This is a genomic window from Psychrobacter sp. 1U1, assembly GCF_051847535.1.
GTDB lineage: Bacteria > Pseudomonadota > Gammaproteobacteria > Pseudomonadales > Moraxellaceae > Psychrobacter > Psychrobacter saeujeotis.
The window spans coordinates 552334-569500 of the sequence record NZ_JBPYDD010000001.1 but is presented as its reverse complement, the minus strand read 5'-3'; the positions used below and the strand labels follow the sequence as shown (position 1 = coordinate 569500).

General features: G+C 43.3%; 11 protein-coding genes. 5 read left to right on the top strand and 6 right to left on the bottom strand.

Annotated elements, in window-relative coordinates:
- Positions 1 to 5: 5 nt before the first annotated feature.
- Positions 6 to 3290 (bottom strand): bifunctional proline dehydrogenase/L-glutamate gamma-semialdehyde dehydrogenase PutA, encoded by a 3285-nt coding sequence (putA, locus tag ACS8FB_RS02245; protein ID WP_439260801.1) that lies wholly within the window; start codon positions 3288 to 3290, stop codon positions 6 to 8.
- Positions 3291 to 4056: 766 nt separating this feature from the next.
- Positions 4057 to 5352 (bottom strand): NCS2 family permease, encoded by a 1296-nt coding sequence (locus ACS8FB_RS02240; protein ID WP_299187664.1) that lies wholly within the window; start codon positions 5350 to 5352, stop codon positions 4057 to 4059.
- 494 nt (positions 5353 to 5846) lie between these two features.
- Here ACS8FB_RS02240 and tolQ point away from each other — a divergent pair, with 494 nt between their 5' ends.
- The 4 genes from tolQ (at position 5847) to ACS8FB_RS02220 (ending at position 9553) form a co-directional block, all read left to right on the top strand.
- On the top strand, positions 5847 to 6584 hold the full coding sequence (gene tolQ, locus ACS8FB_RS02235; protein ID WP_439260800.1) for a protein TolQ: 738 nt from the start codon (positions 5847 to 5849) through the stop codon (positions 6582 to 6584).
- Positions 6581 to 7039 carry a protein TolR gene (gene tolR / locus ACS8FB_RS02230; protein ID WP_299215903.1) on the top strand — a complete coding sequence of 153 codons (459 nt, stop codon included), beginning with the start codon at positions 6581 to 6583 and terminating at the stop codon, positions 7037 to 7039. Before tolQ ends, tolR begins: the two co-directional genes overlap by 4 nt.
- Positions 7040 to 7110: 71 nt before the next feature.
- Positions 7111 to 8124: a cell envelope integrity protein TolA gene (locus ACS8FB_RS02225; protein ID WP_439260799.1), complete on the top strand. Its 1014-nt coding sequence runs from the start codon at positions 7111 to 7113 to the stop codon at positions 8122 to 8124.
- 136 nt (positions 8125 to 8260) lie between these two features.
- Positions 8261 to 9553, top strand: a complete 1293-nt coding sequence (locus tag ACS8FB_RS02220; RefSeq protein WP_439260798.1) for a translocation protein TolB — start codon at positions 8261 to 8263, stop codon at positions 9551 to 9553.
- A 141-nt stretch (positions 9554 to 9694) separates the two neighbouring features.
- On the opposite strand, the gene ACS8FB_RS02215 is transcribed toward ACS8FB_RS02220, so the two are convergent.
- The 4 genes from ACS8FB_RS02215 to ACS8FB_RS02200 all read right to left on the bottom strand — a co-directional run bounded on the left by ACS8FB_RS02215 (position 9695) and on the right by ACS8FB_RS02200 (position 15270).
- A complete protein-coding gene (locus ACS8FB_RS02215) occupies positions 9695 to 10318 on the bottom strand; it encodes a c-type cytochrome (protein WP_439260797.1) in 624 nt (207 codons plus the stop codon).
- Between the two features lie 47 nt (positions 10319 to 10365).
- On the bottom strand, positions 10366 to 11967 hold the full coding sequence (locus ACS8FB_RS02210) for a flavin monoamine oxidase family protein (protein WP_439260796.1): 1602 nt from the start codon (positions 11965 to 11967) through the stop codon (positions 10366 to 10368).
- Between the two features lie 193 nt (positions 11968 to 12160).
- Positions 12161 to 13600 carry a cytochrome c gene (locus ACS8FB_RS02205; RefSeq protein WP_439260795.1) on the bottom strand — a complete coding sequence of 480 codons (1440 nt, stop codon included), beginning with the start codon at positions 13598 to 13600 and terminating at the stop codon, positions 12161 to 12163.
- A 1061-nt stretch (positions 13601 to 14661) separates the two neighbouring features.
- Entirely contained in the window at positions 14662 to 15270 is a 609-nt protein-coding gene (locus tag ACS8FB_RS02200) for a flavodoxin family protein (protein WP_439260794.1), read from the bottom strand.
- 539 nt (positions 15271 to 15809) lie between these two features.
- On the opposite strand from ACS8FB_RS02200, the gene ACS8FB_RS02195 reads away from it, so the two are divergent.
- Positions 15810 to 17078, top strand: coding sequence for a YeeE/YedE family protein (locus tag ACS8FB_RS02195; protein ID WP_439260793.1), 1269 nt, complete (start codon positions 15810 to 15812; stop codon positions 17076 to 17078).
- Positions 17079 to 17167: the final 89 nt, after the last annotated feature.

Genomic DNA, 17167 nt, shown 5'->3' with positions numbered 1-17167 from the left:
ACTCCTTATGCAAGCTCTGTTTGAGTGGTTGATGTCGTATTGTTTACAGTACTAGATGCTTCGGTAGCCAGTTTTGTAGCGTTTGGTTTTGCTGAGCTAAAAGACTCAGAGCTTAGCTTCATCAAACGCGGCACATAATGCGGGCCACCAGCTTTTGGGCCCGTACCTGATAAGCCGCAGCCGCCGAAAGGTTGAACATTGACTACAGCACCGATTTGGTTACGGTTGACATAAGTGTTACCCACGACAGCGCGGCGCTCGATATGCTCAGCGATGTTTTCAATACGGCTATGGATACCTAAGGTTAAACCAAACCCTGTCGCATTAATCGCATCGATAAGCTGATCCAACTCACGAGCCTTATAACGCAGTACGTGCAATATCGGGCCGAAATGCTCGCCACCAATAACGTCAATGGTTTGCACTTCGATCGCTGTCGGCAATACAAAGGTAGATTGCTCTTCACTGACTACTGAGCTGGCACTCATAGGCGTCTGTGCCAAAATGTTGGCTGTCGGCTCAGATTTCATACGTTCAATATGACTCTCAAGACCCTGCTTAGCATCAGCATCAATCACTGGGCCAACATCTGTTGCAACGTAAGTTGGATTACCTACGACTAGCTCTGCCATATGACCTTGTAGCAATTCAATCAGTCCATCTGCCACATCTTCTTGTACACACAAGATACGACAGGCAGAACAGCGCTGTCCTGCCGAACCAAATGCTGATAGCACGGCATCCTTGACCACTTGCTCAGGCAATGCCGTTGAGTCGACAATCATGGCGTTTTGTCCACCAGTTTCGGCGATCAAAATTGGCAGCTCGCCATTTGCTTGCGCATGATCGTTTAAGCTTTGATTGATACGCTGTGCGGTTTGCGTTGAGCCTGTAAATATCACGCCAGATAAATTGTCTGCTGCTGTCAGCGCGCCACCTACTTCACCTGCACCAGTGACAAACTGTAGCGCCTCACTTGGCACGCCAGCTTGATACATCAACTGGGCACCAAAGTGTGCAATCAAGCTGGTTTGTTCAGCTGGCTTTGCCACCACCGTATTGCCCGCGGCCAATGCTGCAACGATTTGACCTGTATAGATAGCCAATGGAAAGTTCCATGGACTAATACATACAAAGGTGCCGCGCGCCTTATACACTTGACGCGACTGCTTGCCAGCTAAGTCTGTAAATTCATGGATGATATCGTCCAAGCGCTCCGCTTCATCGGCATAAAAACGACAAAAATCGACCGCTTCTTTGATTTCATCAATGCTGTCTTGTGTCGTTTTGCCCGCTTCAATTTGGCATAACGCCATTAGCTCAGCGTAATTTTCTTCGTACAAATCAGCGGTTTTGCGTAAGATAGCCGCACGCTCAGAAGCCGGTACTGCTTGCCAACTCGCTTGTCCAGCGACAGCGGCATCGATGGCTTGACGAGCCAAATCTGCATTGGCATATTGTACTTTGCCAGCCACAACTTCATGGTTCCAAGGCGCACGCACTGTATGACTCTCAAGCTGATGACTTGTGCCATCTTGCTCAAATGTGCTGACCGCTTGACCATTGATAACCGGTGCCGCTGACCATGTATTATGTAAATGACTATCAATCGCTGTTTTGAACGGCTGCCATTGCGACTCTACAAATATATTAGGTCCAAAACTAGCAAGGCGGTCGCCATAGATATCTAGTGGTAACGGAATCTCGGGATTATGCAGAGTCTCATTGGCCAATAGCTTGTCATATGGATGTACTGTGAGCTTCTCAATTGGATACGACTTATCTAATAGCTGATGTACAAACGAGCTGTTTGCGCCATTTTCGAGCAAGCGGCGTACCAAATATGGCAATAAATCTTGGTGAGCACCAACAGGGGCATAGATACGTACAGGGATACTGTATGACTGTAAAATATGATCATAAAGCGCATCCCCCATCCCATGTAGACGCTGGAACTCAAAGTCTCTGTGCGTACTCATGGTCATGACAGATGCCAAAGTATGCGCGTTGTGAGTTGCGAACTGTGGCCAAATTAAACCACGTAAGTGTTCTGACAATAAAAACCGTGCACAAGCAAGATAGGCTGTATCTGTGCCTTCTTTACGGGTCCAAACTGGATAGCCTGACAGACCTTTTTGCTGCGCAAGCTTAATCTCAAAGTCCCAGTAAGCGCCTTTGACGAGACGTAGCGGAATACGGTCGCCCACTTCTTTGGCCAAACGCGCAAGCCACGCAAATATCGCAATCGCACGTTTTGAGTAGCCTTGAACGACTAATCCTAGACCATCCCAGCCTGCGGTCAATGCATCACGATATAGTGACTCAAATAACTTTAAAGAGATCTCAAGACGGTCTGCTTCTTCTGCATCGATACTGATATCGACATCGACTTCGCGTGCCGCTTCGATAAGCAGCAAACAGCGCTGACGTAGTAGCCCTAAGACCTGCGCTTCTTGCGTTGCTTCATAGCGTGGGTGTAAGGCGGACAGCTTGATAGATACAGAGGGCTTAGGCATGCCTTCTTTGACTTTAACATTGGCAGTCGCTTTGATTGCATGTAGATAGTCATTGAAGTAATTTTCAGCATCTTTATTAGTGATGGCCGCTTCGCCTAGCATATCGAACGAATAGGTATAGCCTTTATTACGATAAGGTTGGCTGTTTTTATTGGCCTCTTCAATGGTCTCACCCAATACAAACTGATGGCCCATAATACGCATGGCTTTTTGCATCGCACCACGAATCATTGGCTCGCCCATCTTTTTGGTCATGCGATCCAAAAATCCAGAGGCGGTGGTACTACTGTCAATACTGACAACACGGCCAGTCATCATCATGCCCCATGTTGAGGCATTGACCATAAAACCGTTGTCATCTTTTAGATGTTTTTTCCAGTCGGCTACACTCATTTTGTCACGGATTAGCGCATCAGCGGTATAGCTATCAGGCACACGAATCAACGCTTCAGCCAAGCTCATTAGCAAGATACCTTCTTGAGTATCAAGGCTATATTCAAGTAGCAATGAATCTACCATCTTGATCGCTTTACCATCATTACGCACGTATTCAACCAGTTTACGTGTCTGCTCGCTAGCATCATCTCGCTCTTTATCACTAGGCTTAGCTAGCGGTAGCAATCTGTTCAACCAACGGTCTTCATCGACACTATATAACGGTGATATACGCGCATAAAGGTCATCTGCTGACTGAGTAATATACTCAGGTGCAAGCAAATCGATAGGATTAAATAAAATAGGCTCTTTGGGGGTAAACTGGTCTATTGGGTTCATACCAACTCCATAACTATCGTTAAAAAAACCATAATAAATGGCGCTTGTGGACTCTTAATAACGCAAATATTTAGGATAAAGCAATTAAATATTCCGCCAAATAGCAGCAATAAACAGCCAATAACAGCTATCTATAGGAGACCAAACGGCACCATCACAAAACGAGCAAATCCAGCATAAGCTGGAGAGGGTTAAGTAGGTCGTTCGATTGTTAAAAAAAGTGCTACGTGAACAATTCAAAGGCAACAACGAACAGTTAAGCGGCATTAGTGCCTTCTTCTTGTTTGTAGTGAAAGGAGTGCGATCAACATTTACTGGCTTTTATATAAGCTGATTGAACCAAAATGATGATCTTGTATGACGCTAATTCACTGTAAGAAAAACCTCTACGGCGTTGATTGAGGTGATGCGCTTAACCCCGCCATATTATCATGAAACAATTTTTCAAACTAACAATATCGCTCATTTATATTAATAAATATATTATTTAAAAACAAATAGTTAGCGGTATGAAATTATAGCTAGCTTCTAATTGATGGTCTTTTGTTGATTATTGGTTATTTAATAAGGTTTTTTGCAGCCATAATGTTAATCCTTTGGTCAAAAACTTTTATACTCTGCATAAAAAACCCTCCTTATCAATCAAAGATAAGGAGGGTAAAAAGTAGTTGTCATTAATGCTTATTGGCAGTGTATGTTTACACTATATTCAACCTGCCTTGGTTTAAATATCGACAGACATAGCGCAAATAAACGTCCAAATAAGTTATAGCCATATAATCTTAACAAGTAAGATGATTGTTAGCACCCATACTGGTAGAGTCACTTCATTGACTTTGCCAGACATCAGCTTAACTGCGGTAAAGGTAATAAAACCAAGCGCAATGCCATCAGCGATAGAGTATGTCAGCGGCGTAAATAACAACACGACGACAACGGGTGCTGCATCTGTCAAATCCGCCCAATTGATGTCTTTTAGCGTACCTAACATCAGTACAGCGACGTAAAAGATAGCGCCAGCGGTAGCATACGCTGGAATCATACCAGCCAGCGGTGCAAAAAAAGTACTTAATAAGAACATCACTCCGACCGTTACCGCCACAAGTCCCGTACGCCCGCCTGCAGCAATACCTGCCACACTCTCAACGTAACTGGTGGTCGATGAAGTACCAAGCATCGCACCTGTCACCGTCGCTGTCGAATCTGCTAACAATGCTTTGCCCATATTAGGTATGTTACCGTCTTTATCAATCAATTTCGCTTGGCTTGTCGTCGCCACTAGCGTACCTGCGGTATCAAATAAATCAACGAACAAAAAAGCAAAAATGACACTGATCATAGTGACATCAAACGCACCAGCAATATCAAGCTGCATAAGGGTTGGCGCAACGGAGGGCGGCGTAGATATAATCCCAGCAAACTCAGTATGACCTGCTAGCAGGCTAATTAAGGCGACCAGTAAAATGCCAATCGTCACAGCACCAGGAACTTTTTTATACGATAGCCCGATGATAACAAAGAAACCTATGGATGCCATCATAGGACCAAATGATGTCATATCACCAAGAGTCACTAGCGTTGCATCTTGCCCAACGATAACGCCAGAGCTTTGCAGTGCAATAAATGCTAAAAATGCACCGATACCTGCGATAACCCCTTGTTTAAGAGCAATCGGAATAGAATTAATAATCCATTCACGAATTTTAAATAAGCTTAATAGTATGAATATGCACCCCGACAAAAAAACAGCACCGAGTGCTGTCTGCCATGCATAACCCATCCCTAACACCACACCATAGGTAAAAAAGGCGTTAAGACCCATGCCGGGTGCCAAAGCTACTGGCAAACGCGCATAAAGACCCATTATAAAACAGCCTATCGCAGCGGCAAGACAAGTAGCAACAAACACTGCCCCTTTATCCATGCCCGCTTCTGCTAATATATTGGGGTTGACAAAAATGATATAAGCCATCGTTAAAAATGTCGTTATACCGGCAACAATTTCCGTTTTTATCGTCGTATTGTCACCATTAATTCCAAAATAGCGCTCAATTGCATTCATAAGGGTCAATCCCAACTGGCCAGTGAAAAGAACAAGTTTATTTGTGTCTAAAATAAAGATGACGTCAACAAAGCAATGATGACGTCATAAAAAAAGACAACGGTAACAAAGCGCAACATTCTAGAGAAACCCGTGCACAAATTCAATCATTACCCATGCCTTACACGCCTAAAATCAATATTAAATGTGATCTACAAACAATAGTACACGGTAAAAACACTTTATCAAACTATTAATCTAAAAACTCTCTACTGCCCATTAAACATATTAATAATGACCTTTTGTCTATTTAACAGTAAACTAAGGGGTTGAGATATTATTGTCATAAAGAAGATACTATCATTCAAACGCGGCCTTCTTATTAAGTTATTGAAATAAATAATAAAGTATATTTATTAGCTATCATACAATAAACATAATTTGTACCTTTTAGGGTTATTTGATCAGAGCCTAAGCTTTGGTCAATTGTTGTTAATCATCAGTGAGCCTGTTACATGCCTGAATCATTAAACATTATCGATCTTATTACTCAAGCAAGTCTGCTCGTGCAGATGGTGATGGGATTGCTATTACTAGCTTCTTTGGTTAGTTGGGTTATTATCTTTCGTCTAAGTGCACGCCTCGGTACTGCCAAAAACTTCGATGAACAGTTCGAAACGTGGTTTTGGTCAGGTGAGGATTTGGCCAAACTTTATCAGGGTGTCCAAGGCTCGCCTGAGCGTCAAGGGCTTGAGCAGATCTTTTATATTGGTTTTTCTGAATACTTAAGAATGCACAAAAAACGTCAACCCAAAGATGACATTATCGATGGCGTCGAGCGTAAACTACGCGTTGGACTGGGTCGTCAGCAGCAGCTACTTGAGTCAGGTATTACCACCCTTGCCAGCATCGGTTCGGTAGCGCCTTATGTGGGTTTATTTGGTACGGTATGGGGCATTATGAATGCGTTTTTGGGTCTCTCGCAGACAGAACAAGCGACCCTTGCCTCAGTTGCTCCCGGTATCGCTGAAGCACTTATTGCCACGGCGATGGGACTGTTTGCAGCTATTCCAGCCGTACTGGCATATAACCATTTTACGGCAAAGTCAGGCCAGCTATATGAGTCACGCGCTCTATTTTGCGATGAGATGACAGGGATGCTACAGCGTGAGACCAGCACTCAAAATGCACTAAATAAAGGGCATAAAAGTAATGAGTCCAAAATTGGCACAGCGCAGGTGACAGGGCTATGAAACCAAACCCCTATAGCCGCAAGAAAAAAGCACTCAACGCTGAGATGAATGTTGTACCCTATATCGATGTTATGCTGGTGCTACTGGTGATATTTATGGTGACAGCGCCAATGCTGACTACTGGGGTCGATGTCGATTTACCAAAAGAGCAGACCAATACGATGAGCCAAAACCAGCTGCCTGTCATCGTGTCATTGACAAGTAGCGGTGAGATTTTTATCAGCTATGAAAACAACATAGACATGCCTATTAGTGAGCCTGAATTGATTAACACCTTATCCAACTTGCAATCGCAAAATAGTAACGCTGGTGTGCCCCCTCTGCAGGTGATGATTAACGCCGATCAAAATAATCAATACGGTGCCATCATGGCTTTGATGGCCAATTTGCAACAAGCAGGTATTCAGAAGGTCGGGCTATTAACAGGTGCTCCGCTACCTGCGCCTACGTTATAATGAGCTTAAATCAAAAACAGTTACTTTTACAACTTGATTTGAATAAGTAGACAACCTGATGACACACGTCAATGAGTATCACAACCATGAATAATGCTCCTGCCGTCTATATTCCAACTGCGCCTGAAGGTGATGGGCTGACCCTACCTATGCTATTAAGTCTATTGGCTCATGGCATCGTACTTGGCTTGCTGGTCTATACCTACCAGCAGCCCGAATTAGAAACCGTTGGCAATATTGAAACCACTATGGTCACGCCGCAAGAGTTGGCTGAGATGCAAGGACAAATATTGGCCAACCGTGCAGCGATGCAAGCGCAGGCAGCTAGTAGTAATACAGAGACCAGTGAGCCTATAACTGCAGATAACAACGATAATGTCAGTCAAACAAACGCCTCATCAAGCCTGCAAAGAGAGTCTGTATTTACGCGCTCCGATGCTCCAGCGGACCAACCAGTATTAATGAGTCAAGAGCAGCATCAGCGGCGTATTGAGCAGATGCAAGAGTATGAGCGTAATATGGCCGAGCTGGCAGCGCGGCTAGATGAGACCGCCCTAGAAGAGCTGAACCAAGTAGAACAAGACAAACAAAACCAGCTTGATGCTGAGCGCGCGCGTTTAAAGTCTTTTCGTCATACAGAGAATAATCCGCCTAAAATCAAACGACCGAATAACACACAGGCCAATTTGGAGATAGAAACGGGTAGTACAAATAATGCTAACAAAACCTTTAGCCTAGAAGCAGATGGAAAATCGACAGTCACTGGAAGCCCCATCACTTCTGGGCAATCAACGAACAGTAGTAGTGCATCAGCAAGTAGTCGCGGGGCAAGCAATAGTGAGATTGTAAGCTTGATTAAGCGCAACTATAACCCACCGGTAGCAGCTAAAGGCTCAACTCAGCAGGCAACCTTGACCATAACGGTCAATAGTAATGGAGATGTGGTTAATGTTTCTGTCTCAGGGCCCGATTCAGCTGTCAATGAAGCGGCCAAGCAAGCGGTATTAAATACTCGTCACTTACCGATTGATACTGACGATCCTAAATACCCCACCTTTACCATAAGGTTTAAAGGCAGCAATTAATAAGAGAATAGACAGCTGATTTATTGTTGGTTTTATCTTAAAAAACTTGCACCAATAGCAATATTGTCTTACCGTAATACTCAATTAAAGTATATAAAAAACGATTGTTGTATCATTTTAGGAGCCAAATCCAGTCATGCGTACTCACAAAAAACTGCTGCTTAGCTTACTTGCTAGCACCTCAAGTCTACTTATCGCTTCTAGCGTATATGCGGCTCCCGTCGTATTAGAGTTAGACTACGAGATTCCAGTACAACAAAACCAAGTCGCCTTTGTGCCTTTCGCTGGCGACTCTGTACTCTCACCCATCATCTTAAATGATTTGAGTAGAACTGAGCTGAATGTGACTAGCAAGAATCTACCGCAGCAGCCACGTAGCAGTAGTGAGCTGGCAGAGACATTACCAGTGTGGCAAAGCTTAGGTATCCCCTATTTAGTAGTCGGTAGCACCCGTACCAACCGCAGTAAAATTGAGACTACTTATGAGGTGATTGATGTCAAATCTGGTCGTGTACTTCAAGGAAAGCAAAGCTTAAGCGCTGATAATAATCAAGAAAGCTTACGTTATGCTGCGCACGTCATCGCTGATAAAGTCTATGAGCTGATTACTGGCACACCAGGTGACTTTTCAGGACGTATTGCTTATATCGAGGAGACAGGACGCGGAAAAGACAAGATATCTCGCCTAAAAGTTATGGATGCCGATGGCGAGAACGCCAGAACCATTACTGAGGTAGCAGGCTCCATATTTTCGCCTGCATGGTCACCCGATGCTTCGCGTATCGCCTATACCGTACAGCGCGATAAATCTTATCCGTTAATATATGTACAAAACGTCAGCGGCGGTGCAGCGACCGTCGTTACCCCTTATAAAGGCAGTAACCTAAGTCCTTCTTTCTCCCCTGATGGTAGCAAGATACTCTTCTCTAGCAGCTTTGAAGGTAGTGCCGATATTTATGAGATGAACGCAGGCGGCGGTAACCTTAAAAAACTGACAAACTGGCCAAGCAGTGAAGTCCAACCAAACTACGCGCCAGACGGCAAATCTTTTGTGTTTGTCTCTGATAGAGCAGGCTTTAATAAACCGCAGATATATCGCTATGAGTTTGGCTCAGGTCGGACGACCAAAGTCTCTAATAGCGGTTATGCAACCAGTCCGCAATTTAGTAGTGATGGCACACAAATCGCGTTTTTAAACGGACGCTCAGCTGCAATTATGAATAGCAACGGTGCAGTGACTGCCAACCTTGGTAGCACAGGTATCGACGAGGCGCCAAGCTTCTCTCCTAATGGCAAGCGTGTGGTCTATGCCTCAACCCAAGGCGGTAAAGGGGTCTTAACCATTAAATCCCTAAATGGAGGTAAGTCATTTGGTAAGTCTGGTCAAGGCGTTATCCGCTCCCCAGTATGGTCATCAAGTCCTAAATAAGTCTTTAACTCTATAAACTTATCGCTTTAATACCGGCTTATTTCTTACTTAATACAAATAAAAAAGCGCTCGATCATATTATCGGGCGCTTTTTTATACATTACGATTAGTAGCTATTGCCTAAGATTGGTTGTGATGCACTTATTCGCTTGGATCATAACCTGGTGGATTGGCATGCCTTAGCTGCGCCACATCTTCGGCAGTGACCGTCTGTTTAAAACCGTTCAAATCATTGACGACATATTGAGTGACAGCGGCCATTTGCTCATCGTCCATCATCATATGAAATGACGGCATACCGCGAAAGCCATTAATCAATATATCAATAATGTAGTATTTCGACTGCATTTTGCTGTTATTGGCTAATGGTGGGTAATAACCTGCACCTTGAGCACCCTCGCCTTCATGCATATGACAGCCTGCACATGAGTCATGATATAGCTTTTTACCATTAGTAGTAATAAAGGCATTTTGACCTTCAAACTTAGCTTCCCACTTTGCAAGACTGGGATCGTTTTCCATGCTCGGTAATGAGCTATCATCAACGATATTGATATCAGGCGCTCTTAGCTCATCGCGAGTCATATAGACGCCTCCCCAAGCGCCAGTATTACGACTGGCTTGATTATTAACTGGCAGTACAGCGTCTTGCTTGCTCGCTATTGTCTCTACATCCTCTGATTTTTGGCTACAGCCTAACAATGCTACACTGCTTATCATACTAAGTGATATCACAGTCAGCATCTTAAATGTTGTTTTCTTCATGCTTATATTATCCATGACAGCCTCTGAATTTATTATGGTTATCAACGTTACCCAAGCATTTTTGCCTTTTTGTGCAGACGATTTGCTGCATCAATGCCGGATAAAATAGCGCCCTCTTGCCATGCAGGAATATGTGAACAATGTTCGCCCGTTAATACAATACGGTTGTCGATACTACACAGCTGATCATAATACTGCTCACGGCTTGACTCGCTCCAAATACCATAACACCCTAAGGTCCACGGAATGCGGTGCCATACCACTGACGTACCTGCACGGAACTCTTTTGGATACTGTGGATGGATGTATTTGCCATAAGCAAGGGCGACGTTAATACGCTCCTTTGGTGTTAATGTATTAAACTTATAAGAGGTCGGGCCAAAACCATAAGCACCTAATAACACTCCAGTACCTGTTTTAAACATGTCTTCTGAAGGATAAGCGATTTGCGTAATGGGCATATTAGTATAGGTCAAGCCGCCATAGATCCACTCATCTTCTTCCCAAAAGCGGCGGTTGAACTCGAGGCCCACCTTATAAGAGGTATCATAAGGTACGGCTGCCATTGCTTTTTTCATCGGCTTTGAGACATTGATATCAATTTGAGTCAATACCGTTAGCGGAATATTGCAGACACACCAGTCAGCACGTATGGTCTTGGTCGCACCATCTGGACTATTGCTATCGACATAATTGACAGTTACACCACTTTCGTCTTGATGAATCTTAGTGACTTTGGCATTAAACTCAATCATATCGCGGCACTCACGAGTGAACGCATCACCGATTTTGCCCATACCGCCTACTGGCTGAAACATCGTTGGTTGATGGCCATAAGTCATGTGATTGGCATAAATATCTGACCACATGCCAGAGTCCAATATCTCACCGATAGGTAGAGGCTTCGAGGGTTTTTCGTTGGGCATCAGGCCACCACCAGGAAAGACGCTAAAACCGCGATGCTTGGTAGTCTCATTACTGGCTCTGTAGCGATAGTCTTTGTCTAGTACGCCCCAGCCTTTTAAGCCCTCAAGCAACTTTTCTTTATCCTCAGTATTCACTGAACGATCAAGACCACCAACGTTGACGGCCTTTGATAGCAGCTCAGCCACATTGCCTTGTATGTCGTTTTTTACATCTCCTAAACGCTGCGGCACCCCGCCAAAGTGCGTAGAGCGATGCAGATAAGCTCGGTCGTTAGTCTGAATAAAAGGTTGCATCTCAACACCAAACTTCTTGCAGTAGTGAAATACAGCATAATGATGACTTGGTAAACGCCAAGGCCCGCCATTAAAATAGTTACCTTCTTCAAAATCACAGGTAACTTCCTCACCGCCAAGCTCGGTATATTTGTCACCACTGTTGAGCGTCCAGCTACGTCCACCACCGCGATTTTGAAACTCAAGCACTTTAACATCATAACCGGCTTTACGTAGCTCATAAGCTGCAGTGAGACCACCAAGACCTGCACCAAGAATGACAATACTCGCTCCTGGAGGCGCTCCTTTTAGGTCCATCGATTCTTTAAAGCTAGACTCAGATGCAAATCCTAAGGTAGTCATTGCTTGATACATCGCAGTTGCACCAGCCGTCTTACCGATCATCGAGAGCAGTTGGCGCCGCGTTGGTGATTGAAGCATGTCTTTCATAGTAATATCCTTAAAGTAGACTTTCGTGTATGGCGGTAGGTACTCACTTTTATTATTGGTTCAGCTCATATAATTTATCTATGATGCTAAGCTTTAATACTCTACCGACCTACACTGAATCTATGTCTTATAATAAGCGCCTAACACGCGTTTATTAAGTTGTCTGTATTGCTAGTTAAATTCATTGATTCAACTAACTATGACGCCTAGAACGTATGATCGCTCGTACAATAAATATGATAATGACGATAGCTACGATAATACCTAGTATCGCAAGCAGACCTGCGTACCTAATCAAAAAAGGCTGATCGGCACCAGTCGTTGCCACGCGCTCGACATCAGCAGCATTGACATCACTGCTATTTAAACTACCAAATTTGACACGTACATAATTGCTAATACCAGCGATCTGCTCACTACTTAACTCTTCTGAAAAGCCTGGCATCTTAGGACTGGTATTGGTTGCGCCATCAACACCATGAAGAATAACATTGATTAAACCATCCGGCTTTTCACGGCGGATACTGCTTAGACCCACAATAGGTGCATAACGAGCATCCGGTTGGCCATAACCATCAACACCGTGACAGCTACCACAAGCAGCAAGGTATAATGCTTCTGGCGAATTACTACCACCTTGAACCTCAGCTTTCGCCTGCGCTAAGTAGTCCTTTTGGGCAAGCAGGTCATGAGTGATTGATTCATTGAGTGGGGCTGTCAGACGGGATGCATTGACCGGATGAACCTTATCATCTGTTTGTACGACAGGTACGGTCTTAAGATAAGAGGCAATTGCGTTTAGATCTGTGTCTTTTAAATAGCGAGTACTGTGCGATACCACCTCTCCCATAGGTCCACCAGCAAAGACTCGTTGATCCAGCTCACCTGTACGCAAGTAAGTGACGATGTCTTGCTCACTCCAATTGCCTATACCGCTTGATTTATCAGGAGTGATATTGGGCGCATACCATGTCCCAAGCTGCGCTCCTGACAAATAATTGTCGTTATCAAAACCCATCGTACTGTTACGCGGGGTATGGCAAGTCCCGCAATGAGCAAGGTTATTAACCAAATACTCACCATGCTGCTGCGTCTGTGTCAATCCTTCACGGCTCTCTGTAGAAGGGACATTGAGCATGTTCCAGCCTAACATCAGACTGCGAAAGTTAAACGGAAACGGTAGATCGGTTTCATAATCAGGCGCTTCATCTACGACAGGAACCGTTTGTAGATAGGCAAATAGTGCGCTGATATCTTCATCCTTCATACCATTATAAGAAGGGTACGGCATGGCTGGATAAAGCATATGATTAGGCGCACGACCTTCTTTGAGGGCTTTTCTTAAATCGGCTTCGGTATAGTTACCGATACCATAACGTTTCGATGGCGTAATGTTGGTTGCATAAATCTTACCCATTGGGGTCTCAAGTGCGACACCGCCAGTATAGTCTTCGCGATGACAAGCCATACAGTCAGCTGCACGCGCGATATACGCTCCTCGATTGACCAAATCGCTATTGGCAGGGCTTACGTTGGGTAGGCTGGCGCTTGATAGACTAGCACCTTCAGCCATTACCGTACTGGAAGTGAAACCAATAACAAGCACCGATAACATCATAGAAAGTGGCTTCATAATATCCTCATATAGCTGGCACATAATGGCTGGCAGAACTAAGGTCGTTAGACAACAATTCGTTATACAACAATATTGTCAAATAAAAACAATAGCAAAACACCCAGCAATCTTTAACAGTGAATAGCTTATTAATGTTCTAATTGTTTAATAAATATAAGGTAAACATGGTGAAAGCTTATGTTGTTTTAAGTGCCAGCTGCTTATCCGTAAGGAGCTAGCTTTTGTTAATTATTGCGTTAGTATGACAATTAGCTTCTGTTTACTCATATAAAGGTAAAACTATTTCGCTAACATTGCTTGAATATTAACCTATTTATCTCATTTTTTTACAAAAGTTAAAAAATCATGCCGAAATACTAAGTAACTTTAGATTTCAAGTTAATAAAATACATAATATTCAAAATTTAGATAAAAAAGTCTTTAAAAACATAAACTAAGAAAAATAACTACCCGATAACTTATATAACGTACATTTAACAATCATATAAAATCTTACGTATTTATTCATATATACGAATTATAGTAACAATAGCAGACACACAATACATACAAAGGCTGTAGATAGTTTTCCAAAGAAAAACTCACAATCACAAGTTACCAACTTATACAATCTAAAAAGACAAAAAATGCTGTTTTAAATTAATTTAGCTACTTTTAGCAAAAAAATTCTTGAGTGAAAGTAGATGGTTGCATATTCTTATGTTTGGATTATGATGGAGGCTCACCAGACGCTGTAGCTTCAGTCATGGTTTAAAACTGTCATTTCGGTACGATTAATCAGGTCTTTATTCAAGCTTTAATTCAAATTTTATGAAAGGTAGGCTAAAAACCACTATGAAACCCTTTAACCTTTTTTGCATGTTGATACCGATGCTGCTTTTTACTGGCTGTCAGTCCTTGCTACTTTTTGATAGCCCTATCCCTGTGACTTCCAACCTTAATTTATCCACCACGGATATAGATCATTATTAACTGAGCTCACAAAAAAGCAGACATCAATATTGACGTCTGCTTTTTATGTTTTAATGGTTGCTTACTTATAAATACGAAATTTTAAACTATGAGGTTTCGTTAACTGGCTGATGCTTGATAATTGTCTTTGCTAAGTGATCGCCGAACCAAATAGCGGTATCAATATCACCCTTACCTGGGGTTTTTTCAGGTGGACCATCAAGCGATTGGGTCATCAATCCTAAAAAGCTCGATAAACGGTTTAAGTCGTGAGACTCATGGCCTGTCGGCATCAATGGTAAACCAATCCAGTTCATGCCATGCTGCATAGCGTACAATGAAATCTGCTGCAACACTGCAAGCTTATCCCCACTTAGTCCGCCTGAGTTGGCAAAAGCCGCTGCCCACTTGCCCTCCCATTTGCGGTGATACCAGCGCTTTGAGGTTTCATCCATAAAAGTCTTAAATTCAGCGGTAACACTGCCCATATATACCGCGCTACCAAATACCAGCAAATCAGCTTGATCCACAAAATCCCAATCGACATCATGGACATCGATCGCTTTTGCTTGCGCTGTTGGCAGTTGTTTATGTGCGCCTTGTACGATCGCTTCTGCGACGCGCTTGGTATGTCCATAGTTACTATGAAAAATAACAGCAATCGATACATTCGGCGCGTTTTTGGTAGATAAAAATGCTTTGGTTGGTGTATTCATACAAACTCTAATAATGGATAATAAGTAATTGATTCAGCGGTAGGGTACTGTTGCTCTAAATCCCTCAAAATATGATGGGACAAGTTACCAGTATAGCTAGTGCAAATGCTTGTTACCTGATATGCGGTAGACTTCGGTAAATTCAAGCATATTGTAACAGGCATGTTTTAATGAGTACCAGCTTATTACTGCTCATCATTTATTAATGCACACTGTAGCGATATTTTACACATTATCAATTATTCTTGTGTAATAGATACTACGCTTTATCCATCAGCAAGCAAGAATTAATAAGCAATGTCACCGTCTATCAATGTTAAATAGTCAGTAATAAACAGCCTATTCCATATTGTCATATACTTATTCTTATTCTTCTAATGCGCTAATATTTACTTTGATGACAATAAGATTATGATGGAGCGCTTACTTATACACTATTAAAAGCATCAAACGAGTCTCATAACCCTACTTCCTATTCTTATATAAATACTTATACAAATCACATTCGATCACATGCATCGGAGAAGGATGTCATTGCCTTGAATACGTTAAATACCACCACTAGAGTTCAGCCTGTAAATGATGCAAAAGACCCCATTGTAAGAGGTAGTCTGGCACTCAATGCACCGCAAAAAGTATTAATAGCCGGCGGCGTAATAGCAGGCCTGCTACTACTCATTCATTTACTTGACACTCAGCATATCTCCCAATCTTTGCTACTAGGTATTGGTCTTTTGCTGGGCTATACCCTCTTTCATGCACGTTTTGGCTTTACCTCAGCATTTAGACGTATCATGGCTGTCGGTAATGGACAGGCGATGCGCTCTCATATGCTAATGCTAGCAGTCGCGGTAACATTGTTTGCTCCTATTCTTGCTTATGGCACCACAATATTTGGCGGCCCAGTCGCAGGTTATGTGGCGCCATTGGGTGTCAGCCTCTTAGTTGGGTCTTTTGTTTTTGGTGTCGGCATGCAACTTGGTGGCGGCTGTGCTTCTGGCACACTCTATGCGATAGGCGGTGGACGTTCGGTTATGTTCATCACTTTTATCTTTTTTATAATAGGGGCTACGATTGGCGCTTATCATCTGCCATTTTGGACAGAGGAGATGCCAGCTTATGCCCCCTATTCATTAGCCACTTCTACAGGTCTTGGTTATACAGGCGCCTGGCTGGTGTCGCTTGCGTTATTTGGTTTAATCGCTTGGGTTACGTTGGTCGTTGAGAAAAAAAGAGCCGCACCTAAGATGGCACCTGTACCATCTGAGTCTGGCTGGAAGCGCATCTTTCGTGGTTCTTGGCCTCTATTTGCAGCAGCGATTGTTCTTGCTCTACTCAATGCCTTGACGTTACTGACGCGCGGTCAGCCTTGGGGCATTACCTCAGCATTTACTTTATGGGGCTCCAAGATAGCGAGCGGCTTGGGCGTTGATGTCGCTAGCTGGGGCTATTGGCAAGGGGCGAATGCAGCGGCGCTTGATGCGTCTATTTTTGCAGACTCAACGACTGTATTGAATATCGGTATTATCATTGGTGCGTTTATTGCGTCAGCGGCGGGCGGTCTATTCAAGTTTACTCAGATTACTGTGGGTAATTTTGCAGCATCAGTCATTGGTGGTCTGATGATGGGTTACGGTGCACGTTTAGCATTTGGCTGTAACATTGGCGCTTACTTCGGCGGCATCGCATCTTTTAGCTTGCATGGCTACATTTGGGGCATACTTGCTATGGCCGGTACTTTTTTAGCCTTATACTTACGTCCGCTATTCGGGCTTTCGGTACCAAAGTCCAATGATTCTGTATGCTAATATAAATGAGTCTGTTGAAACGGCAATAAAAAGAGCAGGTTTTAGCCTGCTCTTTTTATTACTGCCTAAACACTTTTTGTTAGTGCTTT